The sequence below is a fragment of the Haemophilus parainfluenzae genome (assembly GCF_003252725.1).
Taxonomy (GTDB): Bacteria; Pseudomonadota; Gammaproteobacteria; order Enterobacterales; family Pasteurellaceae; genus Haemophilus_D; species Haemophilus_D parainfluenzae_L.
This window is the reverse complement of the sequence record NZ_QEPO01000002.1, coordinates 354,829-372,246: the sequence shown is the minus strand read 5'-3', so window position 1 is coordinate 372,246 and position 17,418 is coordinate 354,829. Positions and strand designations below refer to the sequence as shown.

Annotated in this window: 18 protein-coding genes; 11 read left to right on the top strand and 7 right to left on the bottom strand. The window is 39.0% G+C overall.

Features of this window, described 5'->3' with window-relative positions; all coding sequences use genetic code 11:
- Window positions 1-44: 44 nt before the first annotated feature.
- Window positions 45-1,847, bottom strand: coding sequence for an AAA family ATPase (locus DPV85_RS04430; RefSeq protein ID WP_111327199.1), 1,803 nt, complete (start codon window positions 1,845-1,847; stop codon window positions 45-47).
- A gap of 102 nt (window positions 1,848-1,949) precedes the next feature.
- Here DPV85_RS04430 and matP point away from each other — a divergent pair, with 102 nt between their 5' ends.
- Window positions 1,950-2,399 (top strand): macrodomain Ter protein MatP, encoded by a 450-nt coding sequence (gene matP, locus DPV85_RS04425; RefSeq protein WP_005696051.1) that lies wholly within the window; start codon window positions 1,950-1,952, stop codon window positions 2,397-2,399.
- A gap of 81 nt (window positions 2,400-2,480) precedes the next feature.
- Here the strand turns inward: matP and cspD are convergent, their stop codons facing one another.
- From cspD to DPV85_RS04400, 5 genes are all read right to left on the bottom strand, one after another.
- The gene (gene cspD / locus DPV85_RS04420; protein WP_005696050.1) at window positions 2,481-2,690 is read right to left on the bottom strand and encodes a cold shock domain-containing protein CspD; all 210 of its coding nucleotides are present in this window, start codon (window positions 2,688-2,690) and stop codon (window positions 2,481-2,483) included.
- A gap of 146 nt (window positions 2,691-2,836) precedes the next feature.
- On the bottom strand, window positions 2,837-3,001 hold the full coding sequence (locus DPV85_RS04415) for a YoaH family protein (RefSeq protein ID WP_065244735.1): 165 nt from the start codon (window positions 2,999-3,001) through the stop codon (window positions 2,837-2,839).
- A 12-nt stretch (window positions 3,002-3,013) separates the two neighbouring features.
- Complete coding sequence (truC, locus tag DPV85_RS04410; protein ID WP_111327198.1) at window positions 3,014-3,730, bottom strand: tRNA pseudouridine(65) synthase TruC; 717 nt, start codon at window positions 3,728-3,730, stop codon at window positions 3,014-3,016.
- The gene (locus tag DPV85_RS04405) at window positions 3,731-4,051 is read right to left on the bottom strand and encodes a YqcC family protein (RefSeq protein ID WP_111327197.1); all 321 of its coding nucleotides are present in this window, start codon (window positions 4,049-4,051) and stop codon (window positions 3,731-3,733) included.
- Window positions 4,052-4,121: 70 nt separating this feature from the next.
- Window positions 4,122-4,391 (bottom strand): acylphosphatase, encoded by a 270-nt coding sequence (locus DPV85_RS04400; protein ID WP_083180419.1) that lies wholly within the window; start codon window positions 4,389-4,391, stop codon window positions 4,122-4,124.
- 121 nt (window positions 4,392-4,512) lie between these two features.
- Here DPV85_RS04400 and DPV85_RS04395 point away from each other — a divergent pair, with 121 nt between their 5' ends.
- The 10 genes from DPV85_RS04395 (at window position 4,513) to DPV85_RS04350 (ending at window position 15,421) form a co-directional block, all read left to right on the top strand.
- Window positions 4,513-5,169 carry a curli polymerization inhibitor CsgI-related protein gene (locus DPV85_RS04395; protein WP_070582400.1) on the top strand — a complete coding sequence of 219 codons (657 nt, stop codon included), beginning with the start codon at window positions 4,513-4,515 and terminating at the stop codon, window positions 5,167-5,169.
- Between the two features lie 94 nt (window positions 5,170-5,263).
- Entirely contained in the window at window positions 5,264-7,417 is a 2,154-nt protein-coding gene (gene yccS / locus DPV85_RS04390) for a YccS family putative transporter (RefSeq protein WP_111327196.1), read from the top strand.
- Between the two features lie 100 nt (window positions 7,418-7,517).
- Window positions 7,518-8,096: an electron transport complex subunit RsxA gene (gene rsxA, locus DPV85_RS04385; protein ID WP_032804147.1), complete on the top strand. Its 579-nt coding sequence runs from the start codon at window positions 7,518-7,520 to the stop codon at window positions 8,094-8,096.
- Between the two features lie 70 nt (window positions 8,097-8,166).
- Window positions 8,167-8,760 carry an electron transport complex subunit RsxB gene (gene rsxB, locus DPV85_RS04380; RefSeq protein ID WP_165816475.1) on the top strand — a complete coding sequence of 198 codons (594 nt, stop codon included), beginning with the start codon at window positions 8,167-8,169 and terminating at the stop codon, window positions 8,758-8,760.
- Window positions 8,753-10,948 (top strand): electron transport complex subunit RsxC, encoded by a 2,196-nt coding sequence (gene rsxC / locus DPV85_RS04375; protein ID WP_111327194.1) that lies wholly within the window; start codon window positions 8,753-8,755, stop codon window positions 10,946-10,948. Before rsxB ends, rsxC begins: the two co-directional genes overlap by 8 nt.
- Before the next feature lie 14 nt (window positions 10,949-10,962).
- On the top strand, window positions 10,963-12,045 hold the full coding sequence (gene rsxD, locus DPV85_RS04370) for an electron transport complex subunit RsxD (protein WP_075916971.1): 1,083 nt from the start codon (window positions 10,963-10,965) through the stop codon (window positions 12,043-12,045).
- Window positions 12,045-12,671: an electron transport complex subunit RsxG gene (gene rsxG / locus DPV85_RS04365; RefSeq protein ID WP_049384776.1), complete on the top strand. Its 627-nt coding sequence runs from the start codon at window positions 12,045-12,047 to the stop codon at window positions 12,669-12,671. The genes rsxD and rsxG overlap by 1 nt, the downstream gene beginning before the upstream one ends.
- A gap of 10 nt (window positions 12,672-12,681) precedes the next feature.
- Window positions 12,682-13,392 carry an electron transport complex subunit E gene (locus tag DPV85_RS04360; protein WP_111327193.1) on the top strand — a complete coding sequence of 237 codons (711 nt, stop codon included), beginning with the start codon at window positions 12,682-12,684 and terminating at the stop codon, window positions 13,390-13,392.
- Entirely contained in the window at window positions 13,389-14,024 is a 636-nt protein-coding gene (nth, locus tag DPV85_RS04355) for an endonuclease III (protein WP_065244745.1), read from the top strand. The genes DPV85_RS04360 and nth overlap by 4 nt, the downstream gene beginning before the upstream one ends.
- A 26-nt stretch (window positions 14,025-14,050) precedes the next feature.
- Window positions 14,051-15,421, top strand: a complete 1,371-nt coding sequence (locus tag DPV85_RS04350) for a sodium-dependent transporter (RefSeq protein ID WP_111327192.1) — start codon at window positions 14,051-14,053, stop codon at window positions 15,419-15,421.
- A gap of 45 nt (window positions 15,422-15,466) precedes the next feature.
- Here DPV85_RS04350 and DPV85_RS04345 read toward each other — a convergent pair whose 3' ends face one another.
- Window positions 15,467-17,410, bottom strand: coding sequence for an ABC transporter ATP-binding protein (locus DPV85_RS04345; protein WP_111327191.1), 1,944 nt, complete (start codon window positions 17,408-17,410; stop codon window positions 15,467-15,469).
- Window positions 17,411-17,418 lie beyond the last annotated feature (8 nt).

The window sequence follows — 17,418 nt, the reverse complement described above, 5'->3', positions numbered from 1 at the left end:
ATTAAGATAAAAGAAAAGCGAACACAAGGTTCGCTTTTAAGAAATTAAGATTTAAAGAAATCTAACCAGTTTTTTTTCGGCGTTTCCGAACGGAAAGCAATTCGATTTTGAATTAGACGCGCAATAGGCTCTTTGCCCTTCGCATATTCTTCTTTCTCTTCCAATAAATCGCGGTCAAATAGGATTTTGGCTGTTTGATAAATATCCTCGACTTGATAGATAAAGAACTGCTCATTTTTTACCGCCTCAACCACTTCGTCAGATAAACTTAATTGCTGAATTGTTGTTGCTGGAATAATCACACCTTGTTTACCCGTTAAACCACGACGTTGGCAAATAGTGAAAAAGCCTTCAATTTTGTCATTCACTCCGCCTACTGCGTGCACCAAACCAAATTGGTCAATGGTACCCGTAATCGCAATATTTTGTGGCAATGGCAAATCAGATAACGCGCTGACTAATACGGAGAAAATAGCTAGAGACGCACTGTCACCATCAATTTCCCCATAAGACTGCTCAAATACTAAAGAAGCAGAAAATGGTAACTGTGATGGCAACTCTAAGATACTGGCCAAGCATGCTTCAGAAATCATCATACCTTTCCCGTGGAGGTTGCCCGCTAATTCGTTTTTACGCTCCACATCCACGACTTCACCATCACCAAACTGCACTAAACAGCTGATGCGAGAAGGTTCACCGAAACAAACCGGTGTGCCTGGATATTCAATCACAGACAAGCCATTAATCTGCCCAACAATTTCACCATTGGTTTCCACATAAATTTGCTCGTTGAGAATATCTGCATAAGTACGTTCACGTAAAAAACCGTGCTGTTCATTTTTTTGTTTAAAAGCTTGCTCAAAATCAACCGCACTTAAAGTTTGTTTTTGTGACAACGTCGCGGCATTAAGCAACATTTCCGTTGTTTTTAATGGTGAAATGTTAATTAAAAAGCGGTCTTCACTCTCACGCACCAATAACTGATAGAGTTTATTCAATGCAGTTAAATCTAAATCAAGTTCATATTTTGAGGCTAATGCCAACACATAATTAGCCCAATTTTCTTGTGCTTTAGGTTGTGCAACAGAATAATAACTTTCAATTTCAGCATAATCAGCCAAGCTGTAAAGATCTTCTTCTAACTCTCCTAAGGTCGCAATTTCAGTGCGATTACCTAAAATCACCACTTTTAAATTAAGTGGATAACTTGGAATATCACAAGGCAAGGTTTTAAATGGATGGGCTGAATACCAATCAAAAGTTTGCGTTTGCAAAATATGTTTTAAGCGTTGCCATAAATCAAATTGGCTTAGCATCGTTGCGGCACTTAAAATCAAAATGCCCCCATTGGCTTGATGTACTAAACCTGGTGTAAGCAAAATATCTTGCGAACTTGGGTGAACACGCACACTACCAAAAAGACTAAATTGATCGGCATGTAATGCCTTCAGCACATCACCTTGTGCGGCAAAATTATCTGCTGGTGATTGAGCTGGTTCAGTATAAATACGAGGGAAAGAAAAAGAATCTCCCTGCTCAACTACGTAATTTACCCCAAAAATTGACCGCTCTTTTGGCTGTTCTTGGCGAATAAGTTCTGCTAATAAATCTGCATATTCTGCTTGATCATCGGCTTTTAAAACCAAGAGAGAGCGACGAGGCTGTTTTAAAAATAAAGAAATCGCTTTTGTAGCATGTTTTTGTAATGACCAAAAATCAGCCTTTTCAGCTGAAAGTTCAGTAATCGATAATTCTGGTTGTAAGGCTTGCCAATTTAAGGCTTGTTCCGAAGATGTTGAAGTCACGACATATCTCGCTTTAATTAAATTGGCGGTATTATCGCACACTTCACACTGAGTGAAAATCCGTTATAAAAATCTACTGGAAAATTTTGTTTAAAGCGCGTATATTTATGAGGTTACCACGTCACTAAAAAGTATAATAAAACGATGAAATATCAGAAATTAGAAAACCAAGAAGCAAACTGGAAATGGATTTATCTCATTCGCAAACATCGCGAAGGGGAAAAAATTACCCGTTACGAAGAAAAAAGCTTAGAAGAAAGCAAAGTTCAAGAATTAATAGAATGTCAGAATTATCCTGAAAAAATCGAGGAATGGATTAAAAATCACCTTTCTCTTGATTTACCTATTAAGCTTGATCAGGCTATTCGAGCAAGACGTAAACGTTTTTTTAATGCAGAAAAACAATCAACGAAGAAAAAATCTATTGATTTAGAATATGGTGTTTGGCTTCGTTTATCTAAATATTCGCGAAAAATGAAAATGACACTTTCTGAAACCATCACTTATATGATTGATGAACGTGAAAGCAAAGCATTATATGAAAGCCAAATGACAGCAATGAAAGCCGGTTTGAAAAATTTACTCAATAAATAAGATGAAAAAAAGCCAAGGTCGAAACCTTGGCTTTTGATTATGCTAAATAGAGAAGATTTTGAAACGTTTTTAGCGTTTCGCCTATTCCGCAATCGGAATAATTTTTGTGGCGTGAGATCCTTTGTCGCCGTGAATCACTTCAAATTGCACGCGTTGACCTGCTTTTAATGAACGGTAACCATCCATTTCAATCGCTGAATAATGTGCAAAAATGTCTGTATCCACGCCTTCTGCAGAAATAAACCCAAATCCTTTTGCGTTGTTAAACCATTTTACTACACCAATTTCCATAGTAGACCTCTATAGGCTTCGCCCTTAATACTTAAAAACAATAAGACTCACGCCTTATCACCTCAATTGGAAATATATTCAAACATTTTATTTTTTTATGCAACAACGAAACTTTAAAAATGATACATTGATCACAAAATTTTTACTTATTTATTATCAGAAGTCTCTTTCTCATCTTTTTGATGAATTTCACGTAATGCTTTTGCCACAATTTGAATTGCTTCACCGCTACTAATTCCTTGTGCCATTAATTCCTGAATTTGTTCTACTGCTTTTTGTTGTTGTTCATGGGTTAAATTAATATCTAACATTATTTCTTCTCGTTAAATTGACCAATTAAATAATTCCATCACGTGCTCCCATTGTTCATCTAAACCAGCCTTAATTTCTATTTTGATTAAATGAATAGGATGCTCAAAAATAAGTGTATCTGCGTGTAAAAATAAACGCTGACAGCCAGAATATTCTGTTAAAGCACGATTTTGATGTAAATCACCATATTGTGTATCACCTAAAATAGGATGAAAAATATGTTTCATGTGACGTCGTAACTGATGTTTCCTACCTGTTTGGGGAACTAGCTTCACTAATGAATATCTCGTGGTTTGATAACGCCCAACCGCATAAGGCATTTCCACAATTTTTAAGCCTTCATAATCCGTCACCGCCTCTTGAGGCGCTTTATCTTCTTGCGCAAATTTATCGGCGATCTTATCTAATTGGATTTTAAGGGGATAATCAATCCGTCCTTCGCCATGCAAATAACCTCGCACAATCGCTAAATAAGATTTTTGCACCGTTTTCTGTTCAAATTGCTGACACATTAAATTTGCTATTTCACTATTTAAAGCAAATAGCAATACACCTGATGTTGGGCGATCTAATCGATGAATAGGAAAAACATGCTGCCCGATTTGATCGCGCAAGGTTTGCATCACAAATTGCGTTTCATGAGTATCAAGCCAACTACGATGCACCAACATGCCTGCTGGTTTATTGACTGCTACAAGATATTCATCTTGATATAAAATTTCTAACATTTATTGATTTTGTAATAAGGCTTCTAATTCACGTAATGGTGTTAATAATTCAACTAAAAAATCTTCTTCTGCTTCTTTAAATGCTTCCTCTAAATAAGGGGATACCGCAATTTTTGAGGGTAACGCTGCTCCACTTTCAAGTAATGCGAACATTCTTGGAATGAAAATCCATTGCAACCATTCTTCTGGTGACATGGTATCAATAGCAAAAGGCTCTTCACTTAAAAAAGCGTCTTGTGAAGGCGGAACCGCTTGCCATAAATCAAGTTTTTGCATAGCAAGTTGTAATTGATGAAGATGAAGTTTTGTTTGATTACGCATAATTTTTCCTATTTATAAATAAGCGGCGTATTCTACGAACATCAATTAACGCTGTAAAGTGCGGTCAGTTTTAACGGTGAATAATAGAAAAGTCAGGATAGCGTTTATTTTCAATATTATCCTCTAAAACTCGTTCAACACTTGCAGTTCTAGGGCCGACTTTTAACCAATTATAAAAATCCTGTAGTTGTTCGTCATTACCTTCGGCAACAATTTCCACGCTGCCATCGACACAATTTCTGACGGTGCCTTTAATGCCAATTCTCTCCGCTTCTTTCCAAGTAAAATAGCGAAATCCTACCCCTTGAACTCGACCATATACGACAAATCGTTTTGCCATGATTTGCTCCTTTATTACAAAAACTTTTTAAAAATTAACCGCACTTTCCTATTCCCATTTTTTAAAATTTAGCATAGCATTACAACCATCTAATTTCATTCAAAAAATAAAAGGAGTAATTATGAAATTATGTAAGTTTGCATTAGGTGTTGTCGCCCTTGCTGTCAGTGCGAGCAGTTTTGCCGGCACGGTAACCACTTCATCAAACCTTGAGTTTCTTGCAATCAACGGCCAAAAAGCCAGTAAATCCCTTCTAAAAGAAAAAAAATCATTCAATGCAGAAGCTGACCAAACACAACAAGTTGTGGTACGTTTAGGTGAGATCGTGGGTACTGGTTCTAGCCAAGGACTTTTTGAATCTAATCCTATTATTGTAACCTTCAAAGGTACGGCTGATGATGTTGTGGTATCTGCAGAAAAAATTCGTTCTCAAGAAGATGGCGAAAAATTTAATGCACAACCACAAATTACCGTTAAAACAAAATCAGGTAATGTGATTGATGCTAAAGTGGATACCTTAAAACAAGAAGGTTTATTCCCATCAGCAAATATTGTTAACGATCTTGCTGAGTATAATGCATCTAATGCACCAGCAGCGGTTTCAGCTTTAGCGGCACCGACAGTAGGTATGATGCCTGCAGCGTCAGGAAAAGCAGCGAAAGGCAAAGTCGTTGTACAAGGTGAAAATGTTGCTGAACAACAATTACAATACTGGTTCCAACAAGCCGATAAAGAAACTCAAACTCGTTTCTTAAACTGGGCGAAAAAACAAAAATAATCGTTTTTTAACCGCACTTTGATAAAGAAGTGAGCTTTCCCGCTCACTTTTTTGTCATCCAATTTTTAGTCACACAATAAGCAAGGATATCAATATGAACCAATGGCTTAATGCAAAAGTAATCGCTTCAATACCTATTTTTATTGCAGTGAATATTGCAGCGTTCGGTGTCTGGTTTTTTGATATTTCCACGCAATCCATGCCGTTAATTTTAGGGATTATTGCAGGCGGTTTAGTAGATTTAGATAATCGCCTCACTGGACGATTAAAAAATATCTTTTACACATTAATTGCCTTTTCTATTTCAACCTTCATCGTTCAACTCAATATTGGTAAACCGATTCAATATGTATTGTTGATGACCATCATCACCTTTTTATTTACGATGGTTGGCGCTGTAGGTGAACGTTATCGCACTATTGCATTTGGTACGCTGGTGGTAGCCATTTATACCACCCTCACTTATACACCGGATAATTCTGCGAGCTGGTTTATCAATCCTGTAATGATTTTATTAGGCACTTTGCTCTACAGTATTGTGACCATCATTGTCTATCTATTTTTCCCAAACCGTCCTGTCCAAGAAAGTGTGGCAAAAGCGTTTTGTGCCTTAGGTAATTATTTAGATGCCAAATCAGAGTTTTTTGATCCTGATGAAATTGATGAAATCGAGAAAAAACATCTTAATTTTGCAATGAAAAACACCAATATGGTGGATGCCTTTAACCAAGCAAGAACAGCGCTTTTTTATCGTATTCGTGGACAACATCGCCATGCTCGCACACAACGTATGATTCGCTATTATTTTGCCGCACAAGACATTCATGAGCGTGCGAATTCCACACATTTTGATTATCGACAAATTGCGGAACAACTCAAAAATACAGATTTAATTTTCCGTATTCAACGCTTGCTCGAATTACAAGCACAAGCTTGTCATGATATTACCGCTTGTCTGCGTCAGAATACGCCTTATCACTATAATATTCGTGTAGAAAAAGCATTGATGGGCACAATTCAATCTCTTGAGCTTTATAGCAAAGAACATACCAATCAAAACAATGTTTTGCTTGCCCTTCAAACACTGATTGATAACCTGCAAAGCATTAACTGGCAATTACGTCAACTTGAGCAAGAAACTAGTGAAAATGAGCAAACTGCACAAATCCATACCGAACAAATTACGGGATTAAAAAATATTCTTTCTGTTATTGGAAGTAATTTCACTTTTGAATCACCACTTTTCCGCCATGCTGTACGTTTGTCTATCGTGGTGTTTTTGTGTTGCGCAATTGTTGAATTTTTCCAATTTAATTTGGGTTACTGGATTTTGCTTACCGCGGTCTTTGTGTGTCAACCAAACTATTCCGCAACCAAAGTGCGGTTACGCCAGCGTATTATTGGTACGATTTTAGGGGTGATTATTGGCTCCTTATTGCCTTACCTCAATCCTACATTAGAGATGAAACTTGGCTTAATGGTGGTGACCAGTACGCTCTTTTTCTTCTTCCGAAGTAATAATTACAGTTTCTCCACGTTCTTCATTACGCTGCAAGTGTTGATCAGCTTTGATGTGATGGGATTTGATACTCAGGCGGCGCTCTTTCCTCGCCTCATCGATACCGTATTAGGTTCAGCCATTGCATGGTTTGCGGTTTCTTATCTATGGCCGGACTGGAAATATCTCCAACTTGATAAAGTGAGCCGTCAAGCGATTCAAAGTGATGCACAATATTTCTTACACATTATTAGCCAACTACAATTTGGTAAAAGCGATAATTTAAAATACCGTATTGCACGCCGTAACGCTCATCAATATGCGGCAGCATTAAGCACAACGCTTTCCAATATGAATAATGAGCCGAAGAAATATCAGGCCTATTTACAGGAAGGTTTTGACTTGTTAAAAATGAATTATTCCCTATTGAGCTATATTTCTGCTTTAGGGGCATATCGCAATAAAATGGCTCAATTACAACAAACTACCGAGTTTTTGTCAGACTTTTATCCTGTTGCGAAAAAGGTTTTATATGCACTGGAAAATATCGAAAAACTTCGTCCTGAAGTTTTTGAAAAGCTCCAAAATAGTATTGAACAAAGCCTTAAAAAAATTCAGTGGGATGAAACCCAAGCCAAAAACAATTCGGTCTTTGCGTTGCCATACCAGCAACTTAACTTGATTTCTCAATTGCTACCTCAGCTATATCGCTATTTCCAACATAGCCAGGTAGAACCAATGATCAAATAAAAACAAAGGAAAAACTGACCGCACTAACCCAAATTTTTTATTGTTCTCAAGGCGATAAATAGAGATAATACGCCACTTATGTAAAATAAATTTAGACGCAATGACACATTACATTCTACTCATTATCAGCACCGCATTAATCAATAACTTTGTTTTGGTCAAATTCTTAGGACTTTGTCCATTTATGGGCGTGTCCAAAAAGATTGAAACGGCAATTGGTATGGGGCTTGCGACGACATTCGTATTAACCGTAGCATCATTGTGTTCTTATTTAGTCGATAATTATATTTTAATGCCGCTAAATGCCACATTTTTGCGCACTTTAGTTTTTATTTTAGTGATTGCCGTTGTGGTTCAATTTACTGAAATGGTAATCAATAAAACAAGCCCATCACTTTATCGATTATTAGGGATTTTCTTACCACTGATTACCACAAACTGCGCGGTACTCGGTGTGGCATTATTAAACGTCAATTTGGCACACAATTTAACTGAATCCGTCATTTATGGTTTTGGCGCCTCTTTAGGTTTTGCGCTAGTTTTAGTTTTATTTGCAGCATTGCGTGAACGCCTTGTTGCCGCAGATGTCCCTATTACGTTTCGTGGCTCGTCTATCGCATTAATTACGGCCGGTTTGATGTCTCTCGCCTTTATGGGCTTCGCCGGATTAGTGAAATGATTTATCTCTTAATGTTTATTACTGTAACAGTGATTTTTCTCGGCTTATTTTGGAATAACACTAAAAAATAATGTTTATCTTAATTTCAGTAACCGTTCTCGCTTTAATTTTTGGTGCGATTTTAGGTGTTGCTTCGATTAAATTAAAAGTCAAAGCTGATCCTATCGTCGAAAAAATTGATGCCATCTTACCGCAAAGCCAATGTGGGCAATGCGGCTATCCTGGTTGCAAGCCTTATGCCGAAGCGATTGCCAATGGTGACGTTATCACAAAATGCGTGCCTGGCGGTCGTCCTACGGTAGTAAAAATTGCCGAAATCATGGGTGTTGATGTACCTGCAATGGATGATGTCGCTGAACCAGAAGAAATGGTTGCCTTTATTAATGAAAATATGTGTATCGGCTGTACTAAATGTATTCAAGCCTGCCCTGTTGATGCCATTATCGGTACAAACAAAGCCATGCATACAATTATTCCCGATCTCTGTACTGGCTGTGAACTTTGCGTAGCACCTTGTCCAACAGATTGTATTTCCATGATTAAAGTGAAAAAAGATATTGATAATTGGGACTGGAAGTTTGATCCTAAATTAGTCATTCCAGTCGTAAATACCACAGAAATTGAGAAAAAATTAGTGGTTGGGGAGTCGGAGTCACATGGCTGATGTATTAACAAGATTTAACTCCGGCAAAATTTGGGATTTTAAAGGTGGTATTCATCCACCTGAAATGAAATCTCAATCAAACCAATCCCCTATTCAGCAATCAGAACTTGCTCATGATTTTTATGTGCCGATTAAACAACATGCCGGCACTGCAGGAAATGTATTAGTTAAAGAAGGCGATTATGTCCTAAAAGGCCAACCTTTGACACAATGTAATGGCTTAAGAATCTTGCCTGTTCATGCACCAACTTCTGGTACGGTAAAATTTATCGGAAAACACGTCGCACCGCATCCTTCTGGTTTAACCGAGGACATGATTCATATTCAAGCGGATGGCTTGGATAAATGGCGTGAGCAATTTCCACTTGAAGAATTCTTCACATTATCTGTCGAACAACTTATTGATCGTATTTATCAAGCTGGCGTTGCCGGCTTAGGTGGTGCGGTATTCCCAACTGCCGCCAAAATCCAATCAGCTGAAAAGAAAGTTAAACTCTTAATTATTAACGGCGCAGAATGTGAACCCTATATTACCTGTGATGACCGCTTAATGCGTGATTACACCGATGAAATGATCGAAGGGATTCGCATCTTACGTTATATCCTACGCCCTGAAAAAGTGGTGATTGCAGTTGAAGACAATAAACCTGAAGCGATTCAAGCTATTCAACAATCACTACATGGTGCAAATGACATTGAATTGCGCGTTATTCCGACTAAATATCCATCCGGTGCAGCCAAACAGCTGATTTATTTGCTTACCGGCATGGAAGTGCCAAGTGGCGGACGTTCTTACGATATTGGCGTATTGATGCATAATGTCGGTACAGCTTTTGCGGTGAAAAGAGCGGTCATTAATGATGAGCCTTTAATTGAGCGTGTCGTTACGCTTACGGGTGATAAAATTTCAGAGAAAGGCAACTACTGGGTTCGCTTAGGTACACCAGTTGACCACTTATTAGCGCAAGTTGGTTACCAATATGACGAACGTTTCCCTGTTTTCGCAGGTGGACCGATGATGGGATTGCAACTTTCAGATCTCAATGCGCCCGTCACTAAATTAATTAACTGTTTATTAGCACCTGATCATTTTGAATATGGTGAACCTGAACCGGAGCAATCTTGCATCCGCTGTTCTGCTTGTTCTGATGCTTGCCCTGTCAATTTAATGCCACAGCAACTTTATTGGTATGCTCGCAGTGAGGATCACCAAAAATCAGAAGAATATTGCTTAAAAGATTGTATTGAATGTGGCGTGTGTGCTTATGTTTGCCCAAGCCATATTCCGCTTATTCAATATTTCCGACAAGAAAAAGCCAAAATTTGGGAAATTAAAGAAAAAGCGAAAAAAGCTGAAGAAGCCAAAATCCGTTTTGAAGCCAAACAAGCTCGTATGGAGCGTGAAGAACAAGAGCGTAAAGCTCGTTCACAACGTGCTGCAGAAGCTCGCCGTGAAGAACTTGCAAAACAAAAAGGTGAAGACCCCGTTAAAGCAGCGTTAGAACGACTGAAAGCAAAACAAGCGGGTTCAGCCGCAAATAAAGAAACAAAAACTATCGTATCTGAGAAAGGCGAAATCTTACCGGATAACCATGAGCTCATGGAGCAGCGTAAAGCCCGTCGCCTAGCTAAACAACAAGCACAAGCAGATACTGGCGCTATGACGGATGCAACAACGTCACAAACTGACGAAAAAGATGCGAAAAAAGCGGCTGTTGCAGCTGCTCTAGCAAGAGCGAAGGCTAAGAAAGCTGCCGCTAATAGTGAAACTGTTACAACGCATGTAACTGAAAGTGCGGTCGAAAAAACAGATGAAAATCCAACCGCACTTGATCCGAAAAAAGCCGCAGTAGCTGCAGCTATTGCGAGAGCCAAAGCGAAGAAAGCCGCCGCTAATAGTGAAACTGTTACAACACATGCAACTGAAAACGAGGTCAAAAAAACGGATGAAAATTCAACCGCACCTGACCCGAAAAAAGCCGCGGTAGCTGCAGCCATTGCGAGAGCCAAAGCGAAGAAAGCTGCAGCTCAAAGTGAAGCAGTTACAACAAATGAAACTGAAAGTTCGGTAGAAAAAACAGATGAAAATCCAACCGCACTTGATCCGAAAAAAGCCGCTATCGCAGCAGCCATAGCAAGAGCTAAAGCAAAAAAAGCGGCTGCTGAAGCGGCCAAAGAAACAGAATAACGCAGGAAAAAATTATGTTTAAGAAAATGGAGAGTTCGCCTCATACCCATTCAGGCAAATTAACCGCCCGTATTATGTTATGGGTGATTGCAGCCATGCTGCCTGCCCTACTCACGCAGATTTATTATTTTGGAATGGGTGTTTTGGTGCAATCCGCTTTGGCTATTTCTTTCGCATTATTACTTGAGTTTATTGTGACTAAATTGCGTAATAAGCCAAACCTGGTCTATATTTCAGATTTTAGTGTGGTGCTTACTGCCTTAATTTTAGCGATGGCGATTCCGCCTTATGCACCTTATTGGGTGATTTTAATCGGTACGCTTTCCGCTGTTATTCTAGGTAAACATGTTTATGGCGGTTTGGGACAAAACCCTTTCAATCCAGCTATGGTGGGTTATGTGGTACTATTGATTTCTTTCCCACTACAAATGACAAGTTGGATGCCGCCTATTTCATTATTGAATGAACCTCCAACATTTGCAGACTCCATTTCTTTAGTTTTCACCGGCTTAACCACTGATGGATTTAGTTTAAGTCAACTTGTTCATTCCATTGATGGAATTACACAAGCGACACCATTAGACAGCGCAAAAATCTTCTATAACTTGCATCAAGGCGATGAAAGCGTATTCCATGATTTTGTAAAATTACCGATTTTATTACAAAACGGGACTGACTTTGCTGAAGGTTGGTGGCAAGTAAATCTGGCATTCATGCTTGGTGGAATTATATTAATCTTAAAGAAAAAAATTCACTGGCAAATTCCCGTTTCAATGCTCGTGACCTTTGTGACCTTAGCAACAATCACTGCGATGTCAGGTCATCATCATTTAAGTATGATTAGCCAGCTCTTTAGCGGTGCCATGATGTTTGGCGCGTTCTTTATTGCGACAGACCCTGTCACAGCGTCTATCACACCTCGTGGTAAGCTTGTATTTGGTACTTTGGTTGGACTATTGGTTTACCTCATTCGTTACTTTGGAAACTATCCTGACGGCGTAGCATTTGCGATTTTGTTAAGTAATATTTGTGTGCCACTTATCGACTACTACACCCGTCCTCGCGTAGCGGGACACTTTGCAAAAGGGAGAAAATAATGGGTATTTTTAAAGTCACCTCCCGTTTTGGTTTGTTATTAGGTTTTATTGCGCTTGTATGTACCGCTGTTTCTGCAGGCATTTATATGCTGACAAAAGATAAAATTGATGAAGCCATGGCTGAACAACAAAAAGCGTTATTACTCCAAGTCATCCCTCAAGATTATTTTAATAATAACTTGCTTGAAAGCGTAGAAACGCCTGAGCAAGATAAACTCAAAGGCATTCAAAAACTCTATTTTGCGATCAAAGATCATGTACCAACTGCCTATGCTTATGAAACGACAGCACCAGATGGTTATTCAGGGAATATTCGTTTATTAGTGGGGATTACACCAAAAGGTGAAGTTTTAGGTGTGCGTGTCATCGAACATCATGAAACCCCTGGATTAGGCGATAAAATCGAACTTCGCATTTCTGACTGGATTTTAAGTTTTACAAACCAAGTTATCGTACCTGAAAGCCTAAAAGATTGGGCGGTCAAAAAAGATGGCGGTAAATTCGACCAATTTTCTGGCGCAACCATTACGCCACGCGCGATTGTGAATCAAGTAAAACGCTCTGCTCTCGTGATGCTTGAAAATGAAGCATTACTCAACGAGATGGCAAAAAAATACGCACAATAGGATATTTATTATGACTGATTTAACCGAAAAAACGACCGCACTTGATGAGCAAAGTGCGATTGAAAATTCAGAAGAAATAACGCAAACGCCTTCTGTTTGGAAAGAAATCTTTATTCAAGGCGTATGGAAAAATAACTCAACCCTCGTGCAATTATTGGGGCTTTGTCCGCTGTTGGCTGTTTCAAGTACTGCAACAAATGCATTAGGTTTAGGTTTGGCGACTATGTTGGTTTTAACCTGTACAAACACCGTTGTTTCGCTCTTTCGTAAGCAAATCCCTCACGAAATCCGTATTCCAATTTATGTGATGATTATTGCCACCACCGTAACCGTGGTGCAATTATTGATGAATGCTTATACCTATACACTCTATCAAGCACTTGGAATTTTTATTCCTTTAATCGTGACTAACTGTATCGTCATCGGTCGTGCAGAAGCCTTTGCCTCTAAAAATAGCATAGCACATGCTGCCTGGGATGGTTTTTCAATGGGATTAGGCATGGCATTAAGTATCACCGTATTAGGTGCGTTACGTGAAATCTTAGGTCAAGGCACGCTTTTCGAAGGCATTGAAAACTTATTTGGTCCGTGGGCAAAATTCCTCACTTTACATATTTACCAAACGGATAGTAGCTTTTTACTCTTTATTCTTCCGCCAGGTGCATTTATTGGATTAGGCATCCTACTGGCGATTAAAAACCGAATTGATATGAAAAAATGAACCAAGCTAAACGAATTGAAATCCTCACTCGACTTCGGGAGCAAAACCCGCATCCAACCACTGAATTAGAGTATAATTCGCCTTTCGAATTACTCATCGCCGTGATCTTATCGGCCCAAGCCACCGATAAAGGTGTCAATAAAGCGACGGCAAAATTATTCCCTGTGGCGAATACACCACAAGCCATTTTAGATCTTGGCTTAGAGGGTTTAAAAGGATACATTAAAACCATCGGGCTTTATAACAGCAAAGCAGAAAATATTATTAAAACCTGTCGTGATTTAGTTGAGAAACACAACGGCGAAGTACCTGAAAGCCGTGAAGCCTTAGAAGCCCTTGCGGGTGTTGGCAGAAAAACAGCGAATGTGGTATTAAATACTGCTTTCGGTCACCCGACTATTGCTGTGGATACCCATATTTTTCGCGTATGCAACCGCACAAATTTTGCCCCTGGTAAAGATGTGGTAAAAGTAGAAGAAAAACTGCTCAAAGTTGTGCCTAAAGAATTTAAAGTCGATGTGCATCACTGGCTTATTTTGCACGGGCGTTATACATGTATTGCCCGCAAACCTCGTTGCGGAGCTTGCTTAATTGAAGATCTCTGCGAATACAAAGAAAAAACAGATTATTAAACGAATACAATTAAACGGAATATATTATGACAACAAACAATCAATCTCGCCAAACGTGGTCTAGCCGACTAACTTATGTGCTCACCGTTGCGGGAGCGACAGTTGGCTTCGGGGCGACATGGCGCTTTCCTTATTTAGTGGGTGAAAATGGCGGTGGTGCCTACGTACTCCTCTTTTGTATTGCAATGATTGTGATTGGTATCCCAATGATTTTAGTAGAAAACGTCATCGGTCGCCGTTTACGTGTGAATTCCATTGATGCCTTTGGCGATAAAATCCAAGATAAAGGTAAAAACATCTCCAAATATTGGAAAATTATCGGTTACATGGGGCTTCTTGGCGCATTTGGTATCATGGCCTATTATATGGTGCTTGGTGGTTGGGTGATGTCTTATATCATTAGTCTGATGAATAACACCCTTGATATTAGCGCCCCAATTACAAAAGAAGTGGCCAAAGATTTCTACGATTTACACATCAGCAACAACCCATGGGAAATCATGCTTTACACCTTCCTGTTCGTGGCGGTGAATTACATTATTTTAGCGAAAGGTATCATTGGTGGGATTGAACGTTCTGTTAAATACTTAATGCCATTACTCTTTATCTTCCTAATTGGTATGGTGATTCGTAACCTCACCTTACCTGGCGCAATGGAAGGTGTGACTTTCTACTTAAAACCTGATTTCAGCAAAATCACACCTAAATTATTCATCTTCGTATTAGGGCAAGTGTTCTTCGCATTAAGCCTTGGTTTCGGTGTATTAATTACTCTCTCAAGCTATTTAAATAAAGAAGAAAACCTTATTCACACAGCCGTTATTACAGGTTTCACCAATACTATTATCGCTGTGTTATGTGGTTTTATGATCTTTCCATCATTATTCACATTCGGCATTGAACCTAACGCCGGGCCAACCTTGGTTTTCCAAAGTTTACCAATTGTATTCTCACATTTATGGGCGGGTAAATTCTTTGCTATCGTGTTCTTCGGTTTATTGCTTATTGCGGCATTAACCACATCAATCACGATTTACGAAGTCATCATCACCGCATTACAAGAAAAACTCAGAATGCGCCGTGGTAAAGCGATTTTTGTTACCTTAATGGGGATTTTCTTATTAGGTAACGTGCCATCTATTCTGGGTGATAACCTTTGGAAAGATTTCACTATTTTCGGTAAAAGCATTTTCGATGCCTTCGATTTCGTTAGCGGAAATATTCTCTTTATGTTAACCGCACTTGGTTGTGCCATTTTCGTTGGTTTCGTATTAAAAGATGATGCAAAAAAAGAATTATCACCAACACCAAATTCGCTCTTCACCACAATTTGGTTTAACTATGTTAAATTTGTGGTTCCAGTGATTATTTTGGTGATTTTTATCAGTAATATTTAATAAAAAAACCGAGCTATTTCGCTCGGTTTCTTTTTTATCTATCCTCTATTTTGCTTCAGCTTGAGTTTTTTTCTCTTCAAGTTCTTCCCAACGAAGGAAAGCTGTTTCAAGTTCAGCTTCGGTGTCTGATAATTCCTTAAGCTTAGCATCTGTTACATCATGGGCTTGTTGGAAAAAGTGAGGATCACCAATTTCAGCTTGAAGTGCGGTGATTTTCTCTTCCAATTGTTCCAACAATTGCGGTAGCTGTTCTAACTCACGTTGTTCTTTGTAAGAAAGTTTAACGGATTTTGGCTTTTGAGAAACAGCGTCATTTTTGACCGCACTTTCCTGTACTTTTAGTGCATCTTTTTTAGATTTTGGGGTCTCTTGCTCTGCTTTCATCGCAAAGTAATTAGCTTGTTGTCCTTTCGCATCAAAGAAACCGCCTACGTATTTATTCAATACGCCATCTCCTTCAAAGAAATAACACTCAGTCGCGACATTATCAATAAACTGACGATCATGGCTGACAATCAATAAGGTGCCTTGATAATCCGTGAGGATTTCTTCCAATAATTCTAAGGTTTCTACATCCAAGTCATTGGTTGGTTCATCGAGAATCAATAGATTATTAGGTTTCAGTAATAATTTAGCCAATAACAAACGGTTACGTTCACCACCTGAAAGCGCTTTTACAGGTGTCATCGCTCGTTTGGGTGGAAATAAGAAATCCTGCAAATAGCCCAACACATGACGTTTTACACCATTGACCTCAATATCCTGCTTGCCATCGGCAACGTTATCCATCACCGTTTTTTCTGGATCAAGATCAGCACGATATTGATCAAAATAAGCAATATCTAATTTTGTACCGCAATGAATGCGACCGCTGGTTGGCTTGATTTCACCTAATAAAAGTTTAATAAACGTGGTTTTTCCGCAACCATTTGGGCCAACCAATGCCATTTTATCGCCTCGTAGAATAGTCGTGCTGAAATCTTTGAGCAGCTGTTTGCCTTCAATCTCATAAGACACATTTTCCATTTCAAACACGATTTTGCCTGAACGACTTGAGTTATCTAATTGTAACTTAGCAGTCCCCATCACCTCACGACGTTGGCGACGTTCTTCACGCATGGCTTTTAAAGCACGCACACGGCCTTCATTACGCGTACGGCGAGCTTTAATCCCTTGACGAATCCAAACCTCTTCTTGCGCTAAACGCTTATCAAAAAGCTCGTTCTGTAACGCTTCGACACGTAAGTTTTCTTCTTTCGTGGTGAGGTATAAATCATAATCACCAGGATAAGACACTAATTTACCGCGGTCTAAATCCACAATACGAGTTGCCATTTTGCGGATAAAAGAACGGTCATGAGAAATAAACACAATACTTCCGGTGAATTCTAATAAGAAGTTTTCTAACCATTCTATTGCATCTACGTCCAGATGGTTGGTCGGTTCATCTAATAACAAGACATCAGGATTACAGACCAACGCACGAGCAAGAGCGGCTTTACGCAACCAACCACCCGATAAATCGGCTAATTTAGTATCAGGATTTAACTCGAGTTTTTGCAATACTTCATTGATTTTATTTTCAAACTGCCAGCCGTTGGTATGCTCTAATTTTGCTTGCACTTGTGCCAGTTGGTTAAGAGTTTGTTCACTATAATTTTGTGTCAACTCTTGCGAAATATGGTGATATTCCTTTAACAAATCTGCTAAATGTTCAATCCCTTCCGCCACATAATCAAATACATTCCCTTCAGCATGGCGAGGCGGATCTTGTTCTAAACGTGAAACCACTAAATCTTTTTCATACTGCACTTTGCCGTCATCCATCGTGACTTGCTGTGCAATAATTTTTAATAAAGTCGATTTACCTGCACCGTTACGCCCTACCAAACACACGCGCTCATTGGGTTCAATATGAAGTTCAGCATGATCAAGTAAGGGGTGATCACTAAAAGAAAGATAAGCGTTAGTTAAACTAATTAATGCCACAAAATTGT